Genomic DNA, 19178 nt, shown 5'->3' on the forward strand with positions numbered 1-19178 from the left:
GACCAACACGATGAGAGCGGTCCCACACCCAGGAGCTGACAACGATGTCACGACTGCTCGTACTCGTGCTCGCCCTGCTGTTGCCCGCCGTGCCCGCCACGGCCGCGCCGACCGGCTGGACTGTGGCCGGACCGGGCCAGGTCACCGCGAGACTGTCTCTGAACAGCGGAAATCTGACCCTGGACGTGAGCAGGCAGGGCAGAACCGTACTCAGGCCGGCGCGCGTCGGCCTCACCACGACCACCGCGGATCTCACCGAGGGCCTGACGTTCACGGGGCGCAGTGACCGCGTTGTCATCGATCACTACACGATGCCCCACGGCAAACGGCTGCACCGTTCCGCCCGCATGACCGAGGCGAAGTTCGGCTTCCGCAACGCCGCCGGCAGCTTCGACCTGGTCGTGCGCGCCGCGGCGGACGGCGTCGCCTACCGATACGTGCTGCCCGCGCCGGCGACGGTCACGGCGGAGGCGTCCGCCTTCAGCGTCGCCGCCGACTCGAAGGCGTGGCTGCTCCCCTACAACGCCTGGTACGAGGCCAACCGCGTGCGCACGACCGCGGGTGAGGCCACCGGCGACTTCGGCTACCCGTCGTTGTTCCAGACGGGGCAGGACTTCGCGCTGCTCACCGAATCCGATGTGGACGGCAGGTACGCGGGCAGCAGGCTGCGCAAGAGCGGCGACGGCTTCCAGGTCGTGCTGGCCGACGCGCAGGTCACCTCGACCGGCACGACCCCGTGGCGCACCGCGATCGTCGGCGACCTGGGCACCGTGAGCACGTCCACCCTCGTGGACGACCTGGCGAGCCCGGCGAAGTTCGCGGACGTGAGCTGGGTCAAGCCGGGCAAGGTCGCGTGGTCGTGGCTGAGCGAGCACTCCAGCCCCAGCGACTTCGCGCGGCAGAAGCAGTACGTCGACTTCGCCGCCCGCAACGGCTGGGAGTACGCGCTGGTCGACGAGGGCTGGAGCGCCGCGTGGGTACCGGAGCTCATCCGCTACGCCCGCGCGCAGGGCGTGGAGATCCTGCTGTGGCTGCACTGGAGCGATCTCGACACCGCCCAGGAACGCGACACCGTGCTGCCCAGGATCAAGCAGTGGGGCGCGAAGGGCGTGAAGCTCGACTTCATGGAGTCCGACTCGCAGGACCGTTACCGCTGGTACGACGCGGTGCTGCAGAAGACGGCCGGCCTGAAGCTGATGGTCAACTTCCACGGTTCCACCATCCCGCACGGCCTGGCGCGCACGTGGCCGCACGTGCTCACGATGGAGGCCGTGCGCGGCGCCGAGAACTACCCGCCCGCCGCGAACAACCCCGTGCAGTTCTTCACCCGCAACGTCGCCGGCTCGATGGACTACACGCCCGTGTCGCTCGAAGTCGGCACGAAGGAGGCGTCGATCGCGCACGAGGTCGCGCTGCCGGTCGTCTACGAGTCGGGCTGGACGCACTTCGCGGACAAACCCGAGGCCTACGAACGGCACCCGCAGGCGTTGCGCTACCTCGACCAGGTCCCGACGGTCTGGAACGAGACCCGGCTGCTCGACGGCGACCCGGACTCGCACGCGGTGGTCGCGCGTCGCAACGGAGACAGGTGGTTCGTCGGCGGCATCGCCACCCAGGAGCGCACGCTGCGGGCGCCGTTGAGCTTCCTCGGCGGCGGGCAGTGGCTGGTCGAGACCGTCCGCGACCCCGCCACCAGGGCCGACGTCGTGCGCGACACGCAGGTCCTGCGCAACACCGACACCCTGAGCGTGCCCGCGAAGCGCAACGGGGGGTTCGCGGCGGTCGTCTGCCGCTACCGGCCCGGCCTGCGGACGTGCGACCAGCCGATCCGGCAGGTCCCGAAGACCACGCTGACCGTCGAGCCCGCCGGCACGACCGACACCCCGCCGGGTACGGCGATCGAGGTCTCCGGCACGTTGAGCAACGGGGACGAGGAGATCCGCGACGTCAAGCTGACGGCGACCGCCCCCGACGGCTGGTCCGTCACGGGCGCCGCGGTCCAGCGCCGCTCGCTCGCGCCGGGCGAGTCGATCAGCGGGCGCTGGCGGCTCACCGCCGGAACGCGGGTCGGCCCGGTGGACCTGCCGGTCGTCGCCACCTTCGGTTCCGGTGTGCACGTCGAGCAGGCCGTCAAGGCGTTCGTGCCTCCTCCGGCACCGGCGAACGGCGCGCAGGTCAGCGATCTGCCGTTCATGAGCGAGACCAACGGCTGGGGCCCGGTCGAACGGGACAGGTCCAACGGTGAGAACACCGGCGGTGACGGCGCGGCGTTGTCCATCGGCGGCGTCACCTACGCCAAGGGCCTCGGCACGCACGCGCCGTCCGAGGTCTCGGTCTACCTGGGCCGTGGCTGCGAACGCCTCGCGGCGAAGATCGGCCTCGACGACGAGACCGAACAGCCCGGCTCGGTGGTGTTCCAGGTGTTCGGCGACGACAAACCCCTGTACGACAGCGGGGTCATCAGCGGCAAGGGCGCGGCGGTGCCGATCGACGTCGACGTCAGCGGCGTCCGGATGCTCAGCCTCCGCGTCACCGACGGCGGCGACGGCCGCAACTTCGACCACGCCGACTGGGCGGAGGCAGCCCTGACATGCTGATCAACCGCAGAACGTTCCTCTACGCCACGGGTGTGCTGACGGTCGCGCCGAAAGTCTCCGTCGCGCAACTGAAGGACACCTACTACGAGGTGCTGCTCAGGCACACGAGGTGGGCCGAGACGCAGTACGACGCCGCGGCCGGACGCTACCGGCGCACCGACTTCGGGTTCGCGGTCGTGCTCGGCAACGCCGTCCTGCTCACCAGGGGCAGCTACGACGCGTCTCTGGCGGGCGTGGAGAAGGACGTTCTGCGCGACCACACGCTTGCCACGATCAGGCACTTCGCGGCGAGCAACGTGCTGGCGGGCGGCACGGAGTGGGGCAAGACCCTGTTCTGGGACACCACCTTCCAGTCCTACTTCGTGCTGGCCGCCCGGCTGCTCTGGCCGGACCTCGACGCGGCCACCCGCGCGAACGTCGAGGCGATCGCCCGCGGCCAGGCCGAGTACACGACGTCGCTCGGCACCGGCAACGACCCGCGCTCCGGCAGCTGGACGCCGAACGGGCTCCTCGGCGGCCACCGGGGCGACACGAAGCTGGAGGAGATGGGCGTCTACGCCCAGGCACTCGCGCCCGGCCTGGCCTGGCACGGCGACGGACCGGGCTGGCGGGAGGCGTTCTGCCGGTGGAGCCGCAACGAGGCGGGCCTTCCCGCCGCCGACCTCGCCAACGCCTCCACAGTGGACGGTCTACCGATCTCCGCCAACACGGCGTCCAACCTGCACGACACGTTCATCGTCGAGAACCACGGCTCGTTCGGCCCGCACTACCAGGAGGAGCTCTGGCGCACGTCGGGCCGCAACGCCGTGCACTTCCTGCTCGCCGGACGGCCGCTGCCCGAGGTGCTGACCAGGCAGCCCAACGGAGAACTGTTGTGGCGCACCATCCTCGCCACGATGAGCGACGCCGGTGAGCCGTTGATGCCGATGGTCAACGACCGGGAGCACCTCTACGGCCGTGACGTCATCCCGCTCGCGTTCCGCTCCACCGTCCTGCGCGACCCGATGGCCGCCCGCGCCGAGGCCGCGCTCGCGTCCCGGCTGCTCGCCTACCAGGCACATCCGCCGGTCCACCGGCTGGCGAAGTTCTCCGGTGAGGCCAAGTACGAGCCGGAGGCACGCGCGGAGCTCGCGATCTCCTATCTGCTGCACGAACTGCGGCCGCCCGCGAAACCGGTGTCCGAGCAGGAGTTCTTCACCCGCGCGGCGATCACGATCGACCACGGCGCCGACCCCGGTCTGCTGACGCACCAGTCGGCGGCGGCCTGGGCGGGCACGGTGACCAAGCCGGGGTTCACGAAGCTCGCGTGGCAGCCGGCGCACGACGACTGGCTGTTCAAGATCAGCGGCGCGACCCCGATGCTGCTGCCGCCCGCGGCCGTCACCGGGCGCACCACCGTCGCCTACCAGCAGGTACGCGACGGTTTCGACGCCACGGCGGGCCTGCTGCGGTTCGCGGACGGGTTCGCCGGCACCGCCACCCTGCCGACCGGCACGATCGTGTGCGCGCTGCCCCGCCCCGGCCGGGTCGGCGTGCACAACCTCGCGATGGCCGGGATGCCCGGCCTGAGCGGTTCCCGCACCTACACGGGAGCGGCGGGACGCGTCACGGTCCCGGCGCGCGAAGGGTTCCGGGTCGACGACCTGACGTTCCCGGCGACGACGGCCCGCCACGTCCGCATGACCGGCGTCACCCCGCACCCCACCTACGGCTACTCGCTGTTCGAGTTCGAGGTGGGTCCGGGGACGGTGACGGCGTCGTCGTTCGATCCCGGCTACGAACCGGCGAAGGCGGCCGACGGTGATCCGGCCACGCGCTGGGCGGTCGCCCGTGCCGAACGCGGCCGCGCGGACAGCTGGATCGCCGTCGACCTGGGCACCGCCACGACCGTGGACCGCGTGCGCCTGCGGTGGGAGACAGCGGCAGCGGGCGCCTACCGCATCGAGACGTCGGCGGACGGCGCCACGTGGACGACGGTGGCCACGTACCCGCGCCCGGACCTCGGCACCGCGGGCTGGCTCGACGTGGACGGCCGGGCCGGGTTCGTCGCGCGGTCGGCCGAGCCGATCACCGTGCAGGGCGACACGATCACCGTGCCGGCCGGAATCGTGGAGGGCTACGTCCGGGCGGACCTGCGCGCGGTCGCGGCGGAACCGGCGCCGCAGTGCCCCGCGGGAGTGCGCGCGAGCACCGCGGACGGGTTTCTCAGCCTCTTCAACCTCTCCGGCGCCGACGTCACCGGGACCGTCCGCCTGCGCGGCACCCGGCTGTACCGGGGCACGCAGGTCACGACCCGTGACGGCACCGAGTACGCGCTCAGCCTGCCCGCCGCCACCGCACGGGTCGAGGCGCCGTGGTTCACCGCCCGAGGCATCCCGCCGGGCATCACCGCCGTCGTGCACGACGCGCAGCGGGTCACGTTCCGCGGCGGCCCGGCGATGTTCGTGCTGGTCCACCGCGACGGCCGCAGCCTGCCGGTCGTGCTGGGCCGTGCCGGGCGCACGGTCAGCATGCCGGGCGTCCGGCCGTTCCCGATCGACGACCTCGCGCTCGGGTGTGTCACGTTCCCGAACTCCGTGCTGCCGCCCGGCATGAGCGACCCCGCCGCCGCTGTGGACGGTGAGCAGCACACCGCATGGACGCCGGGCCGCGACGGCCGCATGGTGGTCGACCTCGGCGCCGTGCACGCCATCGGCGACGTCAGTCTGCAGTGGACGCACGGCACGCTGCCGCCGCACACCGTCACGTACAGCGTGGACGGCAAGACCTACGGCTCGGCCACCACCTCGAGGTACGTCGCTGTGTCGACCGGGTGGCGGCCGGGGCACGCCTCGCTGCGCGCTGTCGTGGTGCGGCGATAACGGGTTTAGGCGGCATTCGGTCGGCAACCCACAGTCATGTTCGACGGGTTGCGATCCGCCACACGTGAGAGCGTGGTGAGGGCGGTGTGGGACGTGCCGAGGCTGCTGCGCCACCCGGTGTGGCGGAGCGTGGAACCGCACCAGGGCAACGGACTCGGCGTCGTGCTCGTGCCGGGTTTCGGCGCGGGTGAGGCCAGTCTGTCTCCCGCGTCGTGGTGGCTGCACGCCCGCGGGTACCGTCCGGCCCGTTCAGGAGTCGGGTTCACCGTCGGCTGCACCACGGAGCTGTTGACGAAACTGGTGCACAGCACCGAGAAGCACGCCGAGCTCACCGGCCGCCGGGTGGTGCTGCTCGGCCAGAGCCGCGGCGGCTGGCTCGCGCGGCTGGTCGCCGCCCGGCGTCCCGATCTCGTGCAGGGCCTCGTGATGCTGGCCAGCCCCGTGCTCGACCCGTTGGGCGCGCATCCCAGCGTCCTGCGCGTCGCCCGGCTGCTGGCCCGCCTCGCCGCCGCGGGTGTGCCGGGTCTGCTCGACGACGACTGCCTGAGCGGGCCGTGCTTCGACGAGCACATCAAGGCGCTCGCGGAACCGTTGCAGGTCCCCGCGATCTCCATCTTCTCGCGCCTGGACGGCGTTGTGCCGTGGGAGCTGTGCCAGGACCCGTACGCGGAATGCGTCGAGGTGAGCAGCACGCACACCGGCATGGGGTTCGACCCGCACGTCTACGAGGTGCTCGGCCCGCGGCTCGCGGCCTGGGCACGGCGGGACGCCGGGGTCAACGCGTGACCGGCACGATCCGGGCGTCGAGCAGCACGCCGTCCTCGATCTGCAGGAGCCCGATCGTGCCGTGCGGCTGACGCCGTTTGTCCGTGGGCGAGCCGGGGTTGAACACGCGGACGCCGTCCTCCTGCTCGTCCCACGGGATGTGCGAGTGCCCGAACACGACGAGCCGCGCGGCGGGGAACCGGCGGCGCATCCTCGCCATCCGGCCGGTCTTCTGGCCGCTGTCGTGGATCATCGCGAACGGCAGGCCCTCGATGTCGGACTCGACCACGTCCGGCGCGCCCCACGCCACCACGTCCGGCCCGTCGTTGTTGCCGCACACGGCGATGACGGGCGCGTACTGCGCCAGCTCGTCGAGCACGGGAGCGACGCAGACGTCCCCGCCGTGCAGGATCAGGTCGGCTGACCGCAAGTGCTCGGCCACGGCCGGTGGGCACCGCTTCCAGAACCGCGGCGCGTGGGTGTCGGACAGCACCACGACTCTCACGCCCGTCACGGTAGCAAGAGCGAGTGACGAAAGCCGATCGACGAGTAACCACGGCGTGTGGTGGGTACTTGACCTGCATGGCGAGGGCGATCTGGAGCGGTTCTGTCAGTTTTGGACTCGTGAGCATCCCGGTGGAGCTGTACAGCGCCACCGAGGACCACACCGTGCACTTCAACCAGTTCCAGCGCGGCACGTCCGACCGCATCCGGTACAAGCGCGTCAACGAGCGCACCGGCCGTGAGGTCCCCTACGACAAGATCGTGAAGGGGCACGAGGTCGAGAACGGCGAGTACGTGGTCGTGGAGCCCGAGGAACTGGACGAGATCGCGCCGGGCCGCAGCCGCACCCTCGACATCGAGGCGTTCGTCGACATCGACGAGATCGACCCGGTGCACTTCCAGAAGACGTACTGGCTCGGGCCGGCCAAGCCCGAGTTCTCCCGCCCGTACCTGCTGCTGGCGCGGGCGATGAAGAAGACGAACCGCGCGGGCATCGCGATGTTCGTCATGCGCGGCAAGCAGTACCTGACCGCGCTCACCGAGGACAACGGCATCCTGGCGGTGCACACGCTGTTCTTCGCGGACGAGATCCGCAAGCCGAAGGACGTGCTGGACGTGACGCCGGAGGGCCGGGCGCCACGCGGCAAGGAGCTCGACATGGCGGTGTCGCTGGTCGAGTCCATGGCCGACGACTGGCGGCCCAAGGACTACCGCGACACCTACACCGAGCGGGTCAACAAGCTGATCAAGGCCAAGCAGAAGGGCCGCAAGGTCAAGGTCGAGGACGAGCCCGCGGAGGCCACCGGCGTCGTGGACCTCATGGAGGCGTTGCAGCGCAGCGTCGAGGCGAGCAAGAAGAAGCGCGGCAAGAAGGTCAGCTGACCACGAGCGCCGTCGCGTTGTCGGTGCCGCGGGCGTACAGGGCCGCACGCACCAGACGCTCCGCCGTGGCGTGCCCCGACATGATCGCCTCGATCCCGTTGTGCCCCAACGGCCCGTAGACACCGTCGGACACGAGAGCGAGCCGGGCAGCCCGTGTCGCCGCACGGCCGATGTTCTCCGGTGTCGCGTGGCGGACGGTGTTGGTGACGACGTGTTCCAGCCGCGGTTCGGGCTTGATGCCGCGCTCGCGGAAGTACTCGGCGACCGTGTGGTCGGTGGTGAGCTGGACGAGGTCCGAGCCGTCGGAGGCGTACGCGCGGGCGTCGCCTGCCCACGCCACGGTGAAACCGCCGTCCGGGCGGGCCGTGGCCACGACGATCACGGCGTCACCCGAGTGCACCTGCAGGGCGTCGCGGGCGGCGAGGATCGCGGCGACCGGGTCGGTCAGCAACGCCGCGGCACGTGCGGCGGCCCACGCGGCTTCGGCGGCGGCCGCGGAGTCACCCACTCCGTCGGCGACCACGAACGTGCGGCGGCCCACGGCGAAGGCATCGGCGTTGTATCTGCGCGGTCCACGCTCTGACGTGTGGGTCACGGTGAGCGCGGTGCCCAGCGGAACCGTGTCCAGTGGCCTGGTGTGATCGATCAGCATGGCGGACCTCCCTGACCTCCACTAAGCCCTGCGCGCCTGAGAGTCTGCTGTCAGGACCCTGAGAAGTTCTCTAGTGGTGTGGCTTGGAAGGTTGCCGGGGGAATGTGCGGTCAGACGGGTGCATCGTGGTGCCGCCCCCACGTCCTCGTACTGGTCGTACGGGGGCGTGGGGGCGGCGCCGCGAGGCGCCCTGCTGAGCGTGGATTACCTCGCCAACGTTCCGAGTCGCGCCACTACTTCGCCGCCCTGCGAAACCGGCTCGCCGCCCGGAGCAACGCGGCGGACAGCTCCGGCGGGGAGACGACCTCGAACTCGACGGTGATGCTCGCGAGCATGAACACCACGTCCTCCATCGTCTCGCCTCCGACCCGCACGTGGCACGAGGTTTCGTCCACAGCCGAAACCTCGCCATAGCTCTGCCACTCCACGGCCTCCGAGGCGGGCACGCTCAGTCGTACGACGCCCTGCACCGGCCACCGATCGGCCACGCGCGCCGCCACGAACGCCCCCGCGTCGCCGCCCGGGATCTCACGGGGTGTGAAACGAGCCCCGAACGGGGTCCGCACGTTCATCCGATCGAGTCGAAAAGTCCGCCAGTCCTCCCGCATCAGGTCCCAGGCGACCAGGTACCAGCGCCGACCCCACGTCACGAGCCGGTGCGGCTCGGCTTCGCGCTGCGACTCCTCCCCCGAGTGCCCGGCGTAGCCGAACCGGATCCGCTGCCGGTCGCGGCAGGCCGTCCCGACCAGGGTCAGCAGCCCGGCGTCGACCGCGGCGGGCGCCGAGGTGTGCGGCACGGTCGCGATCTCCAGCGCCGCGACCCGGTGCCGCAGCGCGGAAGGCAGCACCTGCTCGACCTTCAACAACGCGCGCACGGCCGTCTCACCGATGTTCTCGATGCCGCTCGCGGTCCGCAGCCCCACCGCCACGGCCACGGCTTCGTCGTCGTCCAGCAGCAACGGCGGCAACCGCGCGCCCGGCCCGAGCCGGTAGCCGCCGCCGGACGTGCCCATCGACGCGTGCACGGGGTAGTCCAGCGAACGAAGCCGGTCGACGTCACGGCGGACCGTGCGCGTGGTGACGCCCAACCGGTCCGCGAGCTCCGAACCGGACCACTCACGGCGCGACTGCAGCAGACCGAGCAACTTCAGCAGACGGGCAGAGGCCACTGCAGGACCATAACTGTCCTACAGGCGCCCTAGCGTCGCCGGCATGAAGCCGTTCGAGATCGCCATCCCCCAGTCCGAGATCGACGACCTGCACCGCCGCCTCGACCAGACCCGCTGGCCCAGCGAACCGGTGGGCGCGAGCTGGGCCCAGGGCACACCCCAGGACCGCCTCCGGGAGCTCGTGGCCCATTGGCGCGACTTCGACTGGCGCGAGCGGGAACGGCGGCTCAACAAGATCCCGCAGTTCGTCACCGAGATCGACGGCACCCCGCTGCACTTCCTGCACGTGCGGAGCCCCAAAGCCAACGCCGAACCTCTGCTGCTCGCCCACGGCTGGCCGACGACGTGCTTCGCGTTCGAGGAGATGGTCGAACCGCTCAGCCGCGACTTCCACCTCGTGATCCCGTCCGTGCCGGGCTTCGGGTTCTCCGGTCCCACCGCGGAGCTCGGCTGGACCATCCCGCGCGTGGCCGGCGTGGTCGCCGAGCTGATGCGACGCCTGGGCTACGACCGCTATCTCGCGCACGGCTACGACTTCGGCGCCGTGCTCACCCGTCAGCTCGGGATGCGGGACGAGGTGAAGGCCGTCCACGTCAACCAGATCTTCTCCGCCGGTGTCACCCAGGAGACGGCGGACATGAGCGTCGACGCCGAGCGGCGGTCCGTGGAAAAGGCTTTCCAGTACGAGTTCGAGCAGTTCGGGTACGTGTCGATGCAGAGCACCCGGCCGCAGTCGGTCGCGCACGCGCTCACCGACTCGCCGCTCGCCCAGCTCGAGTGGATCGAATGGGCGTTCCACACGTGGAGCGACCCGGAGATCGGGGTACCCCTCGACGCGCTGCTGACGAACGCGTCGATCTTCTGGTTCACCCGGACCGCGGGCTCGTCGGCGCGGTACTACCAGGAGGGGGACGAGACGTGGGGCGAGCTGGAACCGATGTCCGCGACACCGACGTCGGTCGCGGTGTTCCCGCACGACGTGGGGGTGCCGATCCGGCGGATGGCCGAACGCAACCACACCATCGTGCGGTGGACCGAAATGCCGCGGGGCGGGCACTTCGCCGCGTTGGAGGTGCCGGAGCTGATGGTCGCGGAACTGCGAGAGGCGTTTCTTTTGTGAGGGTGTCGCCGGAGCGGCTACGGTGATCACCGTGCGGTACACGATCTTCGGCACGACCGAGTTCGGTCCGACCCGTGTAGGTGCGCTGCTCGGCGTGCTGCTCGCCGGCGCGGGCCAGGTCGTGACAGCCGAAGAGCTGGTGGAACGCGTGCTGGGCGACACCCCTCCACCGCGGGCTCGCGCGATGATGCAGACGTGGCTCACCAGGCTGCGGCAGACGTTGCCCGGCCTGATCGAGCGCGACGGCAACGGGTACGTGGTGCGGGTCGACCCGCTGGAGATCGACCTGCACCTGTTCCGGCACCTGGTGCGTACCGGGAGGACGACCGACGCGCTGGCACTCGTGCGGGACGAGCCGCTGTCCACACTGGACACGCCGTGGGCCCGGCAGCTGCGCGCGGACTTCGCGGACGAGCTGCTCGCGGCCCGGCTCGACCACGCCGACCAGCGGCTGGCCAGGGGTGAGCACGCGGAGCTGGTGCCCGGACTGCACGCCCTGGCCGCCGGCCGTCCGCTGGACGAGCGGATCGCCGCCCAGCTGATCGAGGCGTTGCACGGCAGCGGACGCGCGGCGGAGGCGTTGCGGCACTTCGAACTGGTGCGCGCCCGGCTCGCCGGCGAGCTGGGCGCCGAACCGTCGCGGCACCTCGCGACCCTGCACCGGCGGCTGCAGGCGGCCTCGGCACCGCGCCAGCTGCCGGCCGCGCCCAAGCCGTTCACCGGCCGGGCGCTGGAGCTCGCGGAACTCGACCAGGCACCGAACGGCGTCGTGGTGATCACCGGTACCGGCGGGGTCGGCAAGACCTCGCTGGCCGTGCACTGGGCGCACCAGGCCATGGACCGGTTCCCCGACGGCCAGCTCTACGTGAACCTGCACGGCTTCGGCCCGAGCGGCGCCGCGGTGAGCCCCGGTGACGCCCTGCTGCGGTTCCTCTCGGCGCTCGACGTGCCGCGGTCCCAGGTGCCGCACGACCTCGCGGGGCAGTCGGCGCTGCTGCGGGACGCGCTCGCGGACAAGCGGGTGCTCATGCTGCTGGACAACGCGACGGACGCCGAGCAGGTCGAGCCGCTGCTGCCGCGCTCGCCGAGCGCGCACGTGGTGATCACGAGCCGCACCTCGCTCAGACCGGCCCACGCCAAGGCCCTGCCGCTGGGCCTGCTGCCGCCGGAGGACGCCCGCGAACTGCTGGCCGCCCGGATCGGGCACGACCGGGCGCGGGCCGAGCCGGACGCCGTCGACACCGTGGTGCGCCGCTGCGCACGCCTGCCGCTCGCCCTCGCGGTGGCAGGTGCTCGGGCGGCGACGCAGCCGGAGTTCCCGCTGGCGGCGCTCGCGGACGAGCTGGCGGACCTCGACGCGTTCGCCGACGACGATGACGTCACGGCGGACCTGCGTTCGGTGTTCTCCCACTCCTGCAAGGCGTTGAGCCCCGCGGCGCTGCGGCTGTTCCGGTTGCTGGGCCTGATGCCGGGCTCGGACATCAGCCTCGCCGGCGCCGCGTCACTGGCGGCGCTGGACGTGCGGGAGACCGAGGCGCTGCTCACCGAGCTCGCGACGGCGAACCTGATCGACCAGCCGGAGCCGGGCCGGTTCACCTGCCACGACCTGCTGCGCGACTACGCGGCTGAACTGGCCCTCGCCGGCGAACGCGACGAGGCCCTGCACCGGCTGCTCGACCACCTCGCGCTGACGGCCGTCGAGGCCGGTGTCGTGTACACGCCCAGCCGCCACCGCCCGGCCACCCCGCCACCGGCTCCCGGCGTCGTGGGCCTGCGGTTCGGCACGCACGAGGAAGCGCTGGCGTGGCTGCTGGCCGAGCACCCGGCGCTGATGGCGGCGATGCCCCACGGCACACCGGCGCAGACGTGGCTGATGGGCTGGTCGCTCGCCGACGTCCTGGACCGCCAGGCCCACTACCAGGACCTCCTGACGTCGCAACAACTCGCGGTCGCCGCCGTGGAACAGCTCGACGACGCCGACGGCCTCGGCCGCACGCTGATCAACCTCGGCCGCGGCCTGAGCCGCATGCGCCGGCCCGAGGAGGCCACCGCCGCGCTGAACCGGGCGTTCGAGGTGTACGAGAGCAATCCGGCCGGCCAGGCCGGGGTGCTGCTGAACATCGCGATGCTGTGCCCGGACGACCGCATCGGCGAGGCGATGGAGCACACGCGGCGCGGGCTCGCGTTGTTCGAGCAGTGCGGCGACTCCTACGGCCAGGCCAACGCGCTGACCGGCCTGGCGTGGGGCCACGGCAAGCTCGGCGAGTACGCGGAGGCGATCGAGTACGCCGAGCGCGCGATGCTGAGATGGCGGGAGATGGACCACCTGATCGGCCAGGCCGAGGCGTGGGACAACCTGGGCACCGGCTACCTCGGGCTGGGCGACCACGCGAGGGCCGCCGAGGCGTTCACCCGCTCGTCGGAGATGTTCCGGCTCGGCGGCGACCTCCCACTCGAAGCCGGTGCGTACGAACAGCTCGGCGACACCCACGCTGCCGCGGGTGCCGCCGAGCTGGCCCGGGAGGCCTGGCGCAAAGCGGTCGAGCTGCGCACCCAGGCAGGCCTGCCTGCCGACGAGGTGCGCGTGAAGCTACAGGCCGAAGGCCAGTAGCACGTGGCCGTGCGGGTTCTCGTAGGCCGAGGAGTAACCCGACTGCACGTAGACCATGCCGTCCGACACCACCGCACCGGCACCGGGCCCGGCCAGCGTGCCGCCGCGCCCGGTCAGCCCGTTGACACCGCGCACGTCCTGGATGGTGTCGTGCGCCCAGATGATCTGGCCGGTCTTCGAGTTGTAGGCACGGAACTTGCCGTCGAGCGCGCCCAGCCACACCACGCCGGGAGAGCTGGACACCGGTACGCCGTGCGCCTGGTAGCACCCGGGCTGACCGGCCGCACCGCCCGTGGAGCAGCCGTCGGCGGGTGCCGGGGTCTCCCACAGAACGGTGCCGGTGCCGGGATCCACCGCGAACAGCTTGCCGGGACCGGCGTAGTAGGTCGCGATGTAGAGCCGCTTGCCGTCGAAGCTCGACCCCCACTGGATGCCCGAGATGCCACCGCTGGGCAGCGGCACGCCGAGCTGACGACGCCACACGACCTGCCCCGTCGACGCGTCGAACACGTGGTACACACCGGACTTCTGGCCGACGCCGACCAGCCGGCGGCCGTTGACGGTGAAGAGGTTCGGCGTGGCACCGATGTCGTAGTCGAGGTTGGTGCCGTCCTTGAGCCCCGGGCAGTAGCCCTCGGCGTCGGGCTGGTTGCACGCGTCGCGCCACGTGTCGGCGTCGGTGACCTGGTTGGTCCACCTCACCGCGCCGGTGCGGGCGTTCAGCGCCAGCAGCGAGTCGAACTCGCCGCCCTTGCCCGTGTAGTTCTGGCCCGTGCCGACGTAGAGCGTGCCGGTCCTGCGGTCGATGACCGGCGAGCTCCACACACCGACACCGGACGGCTCGAACCGCTTGGCGCCGTTGGGCCACGTGCCGACCTCGACCGGTTCCGGCACCGTGTAGTGGCGCCAGACCAGCGCACCGGTGTCGATGTCGTAGGCGTCGATGTGACCGCGGAACGTGCAGCACGCGTGCGTGTTCGGCAGCACGTTCTCGCTGCTGGAGGTGCCGACGTACACCAGTCCGTTGTGGACGATCGGTGAGCTGGTGGTCATCGACGCGATGCCGGTGTCGAGCTGCACCTGCCACTTCAGGCGCCCGGTGCGCTGGTCGAGCGCGAAGAACCTGCTCGCGCTGTCCCCGAAGAACACCTTGCCGTCGGCCACGGTGGGACCGTCGGAGTTGAACGCGTACCGGTCGGCCTGCGGAAGCGCGAACTCCCAGCGGGACCGGCCGCTGCGCGCGTCACGGGCGTAGAACTTCCCGTCGGGGCCGCCGAAGTAGATCGTGTCGCCCACGACGGCGGGCTGGCTGCGGACGCCGTTGTAGTCGCCCTTGGGGTAGGCGAACGCCCACTTCAGCTGGAGCTTCCCGGCGTTGCCCGCGTTGATCCGCCATTCGGCGGCCTGGTGCCGCGTACCGTCGAGGTCCTTCGCCCACCCGGTCCAGTCGCCGCCGGCGTGCGCGGTGGCGGGTGACGCGGTCAGGACGACGAGCGCCGCGGTGAGCAGCGCAGTTGTTCTGAGCATGGAATTTTCCCCCTTCCGCCACCCAGCCTGGCAGTGGCGGAAGAACGAAACGTCCCCCCAAAGTCTCCTTCAGGGTTAACCGATCGGTTGATGCGTCACGACGTCGACGCCCGGACGCCGTCACGGTTGTGCCACGACGAAGTGGCCGGCGAACCCGCCGAACCGCTCCGCCAGCGGCCCGGTGCCCGCACTCACCTCACGCCACAGCTCGTGGTGCCGCGTCAGTGACGACGGATCGTGCACCAGCACCACCACGGCACCGCGCCGCACCAGCACCGTGGCGGAGACGTCGTGGGTGAACACCAGCGGCCGCACACCGACGAGGGCGCGCGGCGCGTGCACCACCGCGACGAGATCTCCGGCCTGGTACCTCATCGTCATGGCTGCGGGGCGGTGGTCGTCCTGCGAGGGAGCGGCCGCCGTGTTCGGCGCTGTCAGCACCAGGGCGCACGCGACGGCCACAAGGACTCTGACGATTGCCATGGCGACGATCTCATCGAGCCCGTGTGCTGTGCACGTCCGGACTTCGTCACGATTTCGCTACAGCGGCCTCGACACCGTCGAGGAGGACCTTCAACCCGCTGCGGAAGTTCTTCACGGCGTCGTTCTCCAGGTACGGCAGCTCGGGATCGACGGGTTCCCTGTCGCTCTCCAGCACGTGCAGCATCGGGAACTTCTTCTCCAGGTCGGGCTCGATCTCCAGCAGCACGGCCGACCGCGCGTACCACCACTCCTCGTCGCCCTCCCCGGTCGCGCCACCCGCGGCACGGGCCTCGGACACGGTCTGCGCGGCACCGCGCACGAAGTAGTTGACGGCACCGACGATGCCGCGCAGCTCACGGCCGGGCAGGCCGGTGGTCACCAGGATCGCCGCCAGCGCCTCGGTCACCGCGAACTCGTGCGGGCCGAGCACCGGGCGTGCCTGCGACACCTGCAGCATCCACGGGTGACGGCTGTAGAACTCCCACATGTCGTGCGCCCAGCGCGTGACGGCGGGCCGCCAGCCGTCGTCGAGCGGGTAGGACGCCGGCAGCTCGGCCATCGCGCGGTCGTACATGAGGTCGACCAGCTCGTTCTTGCCCGGCACGTACGTGTAGAGCGCCATGGCCGTGCGACCGAGCCGCTCCCCCACCGCGCGCATCGAGAACGCCATGCCCTGCTCGTCGGCGACCTCGATGGCCGCGTCGACGATCGCGTCCACGCTCAGCCCGGGCTTCGGGCCGGGACGCTTCTCCGCGACCGACGCCCGCCAGAGCAGCTCGATGGACCGGCGCGGGTCGCCCTGACCTGCGTAGACGACCACGGTTGCGACTCCTTACAACGTAAAGTAACCTTGCCGGTCGATACTTTACGGCATAAAGAAGCCGCTTTGAAATTACGCAGGGGGAAGCAGCCTTGAACGCTGTCGCAGACAGCCATGACGTGATCCAGGTCCGCGGAGCCAGGGAGAACAACCTCGCGGACGTGTCGCTCGACGTCCCCAAGCGCCGGCTGACGGTCTTCACCGGCGTGTCCGGCTCCGGCAAGTCCTCGCTGGTCTTCGGCACGATCGCGGCCGAGTCCCAGCGCATGATCAACGAGACCTACACCGCGTTCCTGCAATCCTTCATGCCCTCGATCGGCCGCCCCGACGTGGACGCGCTGCACAACCTGAGCGCGGCGATCATCGTCGACCAGGAACGCATGGGCGCGAACTCCCGCTCCACCGTCGGCACCGCCACCGACGCGCACACGATGCTCCGGATCGTCTTCAGCCGTCTGGGCGAGCCGCACGTCGGCACTTCCGGCGCGTTCAGCTTCAACCTGCCCGAGGGCATGTGCCCGGCCTGCGAGGGCCTGGGCAAGGTCACCACCATCGACGTGGACGCCATCGTCGACCGGAGCAAGTCGCTCAACGACGGCGCGATCGACGCTCCCAGCTACGGCGTCGGCACCTGGTACTGGCAGGTCCTCGCGAACTCCGGCCTCTACCCCGCCGACCAGCCGATCTCGGCGTTCACCGAGCAGCAGCTCGACGACTTCCTCTACAAGCCGACGACGAAGCTGAACATCGGCGGCACCAACGTCACCTACGACGGCCTGATCTCCAAGCTGCAGCGCACGATCCTGAGCAAGGACCGCGAGGCGATGCAGCCGCACGTCCGAGCGTTCGTCGACAGGGCCGTCACGTTCGCAACCTGCCACAGCTGCAAGGGCGCCCGTCTCAACGAGGCCGCGCTCAACTCGAAGATCCGCGGCCTGAACATCGCGGACTGCTGCGCGATGCAGATCAGCGACCTCGCGAAGTTCGTGCACGCCATCGACGACCCGTCCGTCGCACCTCTGCTCGCCACGCTGCGGGGCACGCTCGACTCGCTCGTCGAGATCGGCCTCGGCTACCTCTCGCTCGACCGCGAGTCCGGCACGCTGTCCGGCGGCGAGTCGCAGCGCGTGAAGATGGTGCGGCACCTCGGTTCCTCGCTCACCGACATCACCTACGTCTTCGACGAACCGACCGTCGGCCTGCACCCGCACGACATCCAGCGGATGAACAACCTCCTGCTCCTCCTGCGGGACAAGGGGAACACGGTCCTCGTCGTCGAGCACAAGCCAGAGACGATCGAGATCGCCGACCACGTCGTCGACCTCGGTCCCGGCGCGGGCCTCAACGGCGGTCACCTCTGCTACAGCGGCGACGTGGCCGGACTGCGCGCGTCCGGCACGCTGACCGGCCGCCACCTCGACCACCGGGCCAAGCTGCGACCGGAGTTCCGCTCCCCCAAGGGTTTCCTGACGATCAGCGGCGCCCGCACCAACAACCTCAAGGACGTCTCGGTCGACCTGCCGCTCGGCGTGCTGACCGTCGTCACCGGCGTCGCGGGCTCCGGCAAGTCGTCGCTGATCCACGGGTCGCTGCGCAGGGGCCCGGACGTCGTGACGGTCGACCAGTCGCCGATCCGCGGCTCGCGGCGCTCCAACCCCGCCACCTACACCGGCCTGCTCGACTCGGTCAGGACCGCCTTCGCCAAGGCCAACGGCGTGAAGGCCGCGTTGTTCAGCGCGAACTCCGAGGGCGCCTGCGAGAACTGCAAGGGCATCGGGCTCGTCTACACCGACCTCGCGATGATGGCCGGCGTCGCCACGGTCTGCGAGAAGTGCGAGGGCAAGCGCTTCACCCCCGAGGTGCTGCGCTACACGTTGCGGGGCAAGAACATCAGCGAGGTGCTCGGCATGTCCGTCGCCGAGGCGCGCGAGTTCTTCCCCTCCGGCCAGGCCCACGCCGTGCTCAGCCGCCTGCACGACGTCGGCCTGTCGTACCTCTCGCTCGGCCAGCCGCTCACGACGCTGTCCGGCGGCGAACGGCAACGGCTCAAGCTCGCCATCCACATGGCGGAGAAGGCCTCGACCTACGTGCTGGACGAACCGACGTCCGGCCTGCACCTCGCGGACGTCGACCAGCTGCTCGGGCTGCTCGACCAGCTGATCGACGCCGGCAACACGGTGATCGTGATCGAGCACCACCTCGCCGTGATGGCGCACGCCGACTGGATCGTCGACATGGGTCCCGGCGCGGGCCACGACGGCGGCCAGGTCGTCTTCTCCGGCACGCCGGGCGACCTGGTGTCCACTTCGGACACGCTCACCGCGCGGCACCTGAAGGAGTACCTGTCGTGAGCCTGCTGACGGTGACCTCCGTCGCGCCGCTGACCCCGCGCATGACGCGGATGACGTTCACCGGCCCCGGCCTGCACGAGATCGGCACCTGGCCGGACCAGCAGCTCAAGCTGCTCTTCCCGCGACCGGGCGGATCGGCGCACGTGTCGGACGCCGCAGACGTCGGCACCTGGTACCAGGCCTACCTGGCCATGCCCGAGCCCGAACGGCCGTGGATGCGCGGCTTCACCGTCCGGTCACTGAGCGAGGGCGTGCTGACCGTCGACTTCGTGCTGCACGGCGACAGCGGACCGGCTTCCCGCTGGGCCACCACCGCCCGAGCCGGTGACGTCATCGGCAGGTTCGGACCGTCGCGCGACTACGCCCGGCCGCTCGGCATCGCGGACCTGCTGGTGTTCGCGGGCGACGAGACGGCGTTGCCCGCGATCGGCTCGCTGCTGGAGTTGCTTCCTGAAGCACAGCAACGGCTCGTGTTCGTCGAGGTCGCGGACCCGGCGGAGGAACAGGACGTCCCCGGCGTGCGGTGGGTGCACCGCAGCGCCGGGGAGGACCTGGTCTCGGTGGTGACGGCGGCCGAGGTACCGCCGTCGGTGTGGGTGTGGCTCGGCGGCGAGGCTTCCGCGGTTCGCTCGCTGCGCAGGCACTTCGTCGGTCAGGGAGTGTCCAAGAAGGACATCGAGTTCGCCGGTTACTGGCGGCGCGCCCTCACCCAGGACGACGACCCGACCTCCGACGACCTCGCCGAGGCCCAGGAACGGATCGCCGCGCTCAGCGAGTGAACTCCAGCAGGCTGCGTGCGGCCGTCACCGAGCCTTCGGTCGCGCGCGCCCGCCGAA

At 70.9% G+C, this 19178-nt stretch carries 13 protein-coding genes and 1 pseudogene; 8 read left to right on the top strand and 6 right to left on the bottom strand.

From position 1 onward, the window contains the following. Window positions 1-44 precede the first annotated feature (44 nt). The 3 genes from LX88_RS24625 to LX88_RS24635 are packed head-to-tail and all read left to right on the top strand — an operon-like array spanning window position 45 to window position 6244. Window positions 45-2597, top strand: a complete 2553-nt coding sequence (locus LX88_RS24625; RefSeq protein WP_258950187.1) for an NPCBM/NEW2 domain-containing protein — start codon at window positions 45-47, stop codon at window positions 2595-2597. Next, complete coding sequence (locus LX88_RS24630; protein WP_258950188.1) at window positions 2591-5458, top strand: discoidin domain-containing protein; 2868 nt, start codon at window positions 2591-2593, stop codon at window positions 5456-5458. The genes LX88_RS24625 and LX88_RS24630 overlap by 7 nt, the downstream gene beginning before the upstream one ends. Window positions 5459-5494: 36 nt before the next feature. After that, complete coding sequence (locus tag LX88_RS24635) at window positions 5495-6244, top strand: esterase/lipase family protein (protein WP_258950189.1); 750 nt, start codon at window positions 5495-5497, stop codon at window positions 6242-6244. Here the strand turns inward: LX88_RS24635 and LX88_RS24640 are convergent. After that, complete coding sequence (locus LX88_RS24640; RefSeq protein ID WP_258950190.1) at window positions 6234-6728, bottom strand: metallophosphoesterase family protein; 495 nt, start codon at window positions 6726-6728, stop codon at window positions 6234-6236. The two genes, LX88_RS24635 and LX88_RS24640, sit on opposite strands and share 11 nt — an antisense overlap. A 77-nt stretch (window positions 6729-6805) precedes the next feature. On the opposite strand from LX88_RS24640, the pseudogene ku reads away from it, so the two are divergent. Continuing rightward, window positions 6806-7591, top strand: a pseudogene (gene ku, locus LX88_RS24645) (non-homologous end joining protein Ku); the annotation flags it as partial. A 10-nt stretch (window positions 7592-7601) separates the two neighbouring features. Here ku and LX88_RS24650 read toward each other — a convergent pair. Together LX88_RS24650 and LX88_RS24655 are read right to left on the bottom strand one after the other, a co-directional pair. After that, window positions 7602-8261, bottom strand: coding sequence for a PP2C family protein-serine/threonine phosphatase (locus tag LX88_RS24650; RefSeq protein ID WP_258950191.1), 660 nt, complete (start codon window positions 8259-8261; stop codon window positions 7602-7604). A gap of 233 nt (window positions 8262-8494) precedes the next feature. Beyond that, window positions 8495-9430: a helix-turn-helix transcriptional regulator gene (locus LX88_RS24655; protein WP_258950192.1), complete on the bottom strand. Its 936-nt coding sequence runs from the start codon at window positions 9428-9430 to the stop codon at window positions 8495-8497. Between the two features lie 43 nt (window positions 9431-9473). Between LX88_RS24655 and LX88_RS24660 the strand changes: the two genes are divergently transcribed. After that, window positions 9474-10550, top strand: coding sequence for an epoxide hydrolase family protein (locus LX88_RS24660; RefSeq protein WP_258950193.1), 1077 nt, complete (start codon window positions 9474-9476; stop codon window positions 10548-10550). Between the two features lie 31 nt (window positions 10551-10581). Then, entirely contained in the window at window positions 10582-13161 is a 2580-nt protein-coding gene (locus LX88_RS24665; protein ID WP_258950194.1) for an AfsR/SARP family transcriptional regulator, read from the top strand. Here LX88_RS24665 and LX88_RS24670 read toward each other — a convergent pair. The 3 genes from LX88_RS24670 to LX88_RS24680 all read right to left on the bottom strand — a co-directional run bounded on the left by LX88_RS24670 (window position 13141) and on the right by LX88_RS24680 (window position 15991). Further along, the gene (locus LX88_RS24670) at window positions 13141-14688 is read right to left on the bottom strand and encodes an outer membrane protein assembly factor BamB family protein (protein ID WP_258950195.1); all 1548 of its coding nucleotides are present in this window, start codon (window positions 14686-14688) and stop codon (window positions 13141-13143) included. The two genes, LX88_RS24665 and LX88_RS24670, sit on opposite strands and share 21 nt — an antisense overlap. 120 nt (window positions 14689-14808) lie before the next feature. After that, window positions 14809-15171, bottom strand: coding sequence for a hypothetical protein (locus LX88_RS24675; protein WP_258950196.1), 363 nt, complete (start codon window positions 15169-15171; stop codon window positions 14809-14811). Window positions 15172-15217: 46 nt separating this feature from the next. Next, window positions 15218-15991: a TetR/AcrR family transcriptional regulator gene (locus LX88_RS24680; protein ID WP_258950197.1), complete on the bottom strand. Its 774-nt coding sequence runs from the start codon at window positions 15989-15991 to the stop codon at window positions 15218-15220. Between the two features lie 92 nt (window positions 15992-16083). Here LX88_RS24680 and LX88_RS24685 point away from each other — a divergent pair, with 92 nt between their 5' ends. Both LX88_RS24685 and LX88_RS24690 read left to right on the top strand, forming a co-directional pair. After that, window positions 16084-18342: an ATP-binding cassette domain-containing protein gene (locus LX88_RS24685; RefSeq protein ID WP_258950198.1), complete on the top strand. Its 2259-nt coding sequence runs from the start codon at window positions 16084-16086 to the stop codon at window positions 18340-18342. Continuing rightward, window positions 18339-19121, top strand: a complete 783-nt coding sequence (locus LX88_RS24690) for a siderophore-interacting protein (protein WP_258950199.1) — start codon at window positions 18339-18341, stop codon at window positions 19119-19121. Before LX88_RS24685 ends, LX88_RS24690 begins: the two co-directional genes overlap by 4 nt. Window positions 19122-19178: the final 57 nt, after the last annotated feature.

It is taken from the genome of Lentzea californiensis (assembly GCF_024648825.1).
GTDB lineage: Bacteria > Actinomycetota > Actinomycetes > Mycobacteriales > Pseudonocardiaceae > Lentzea > Lentzea californiensis.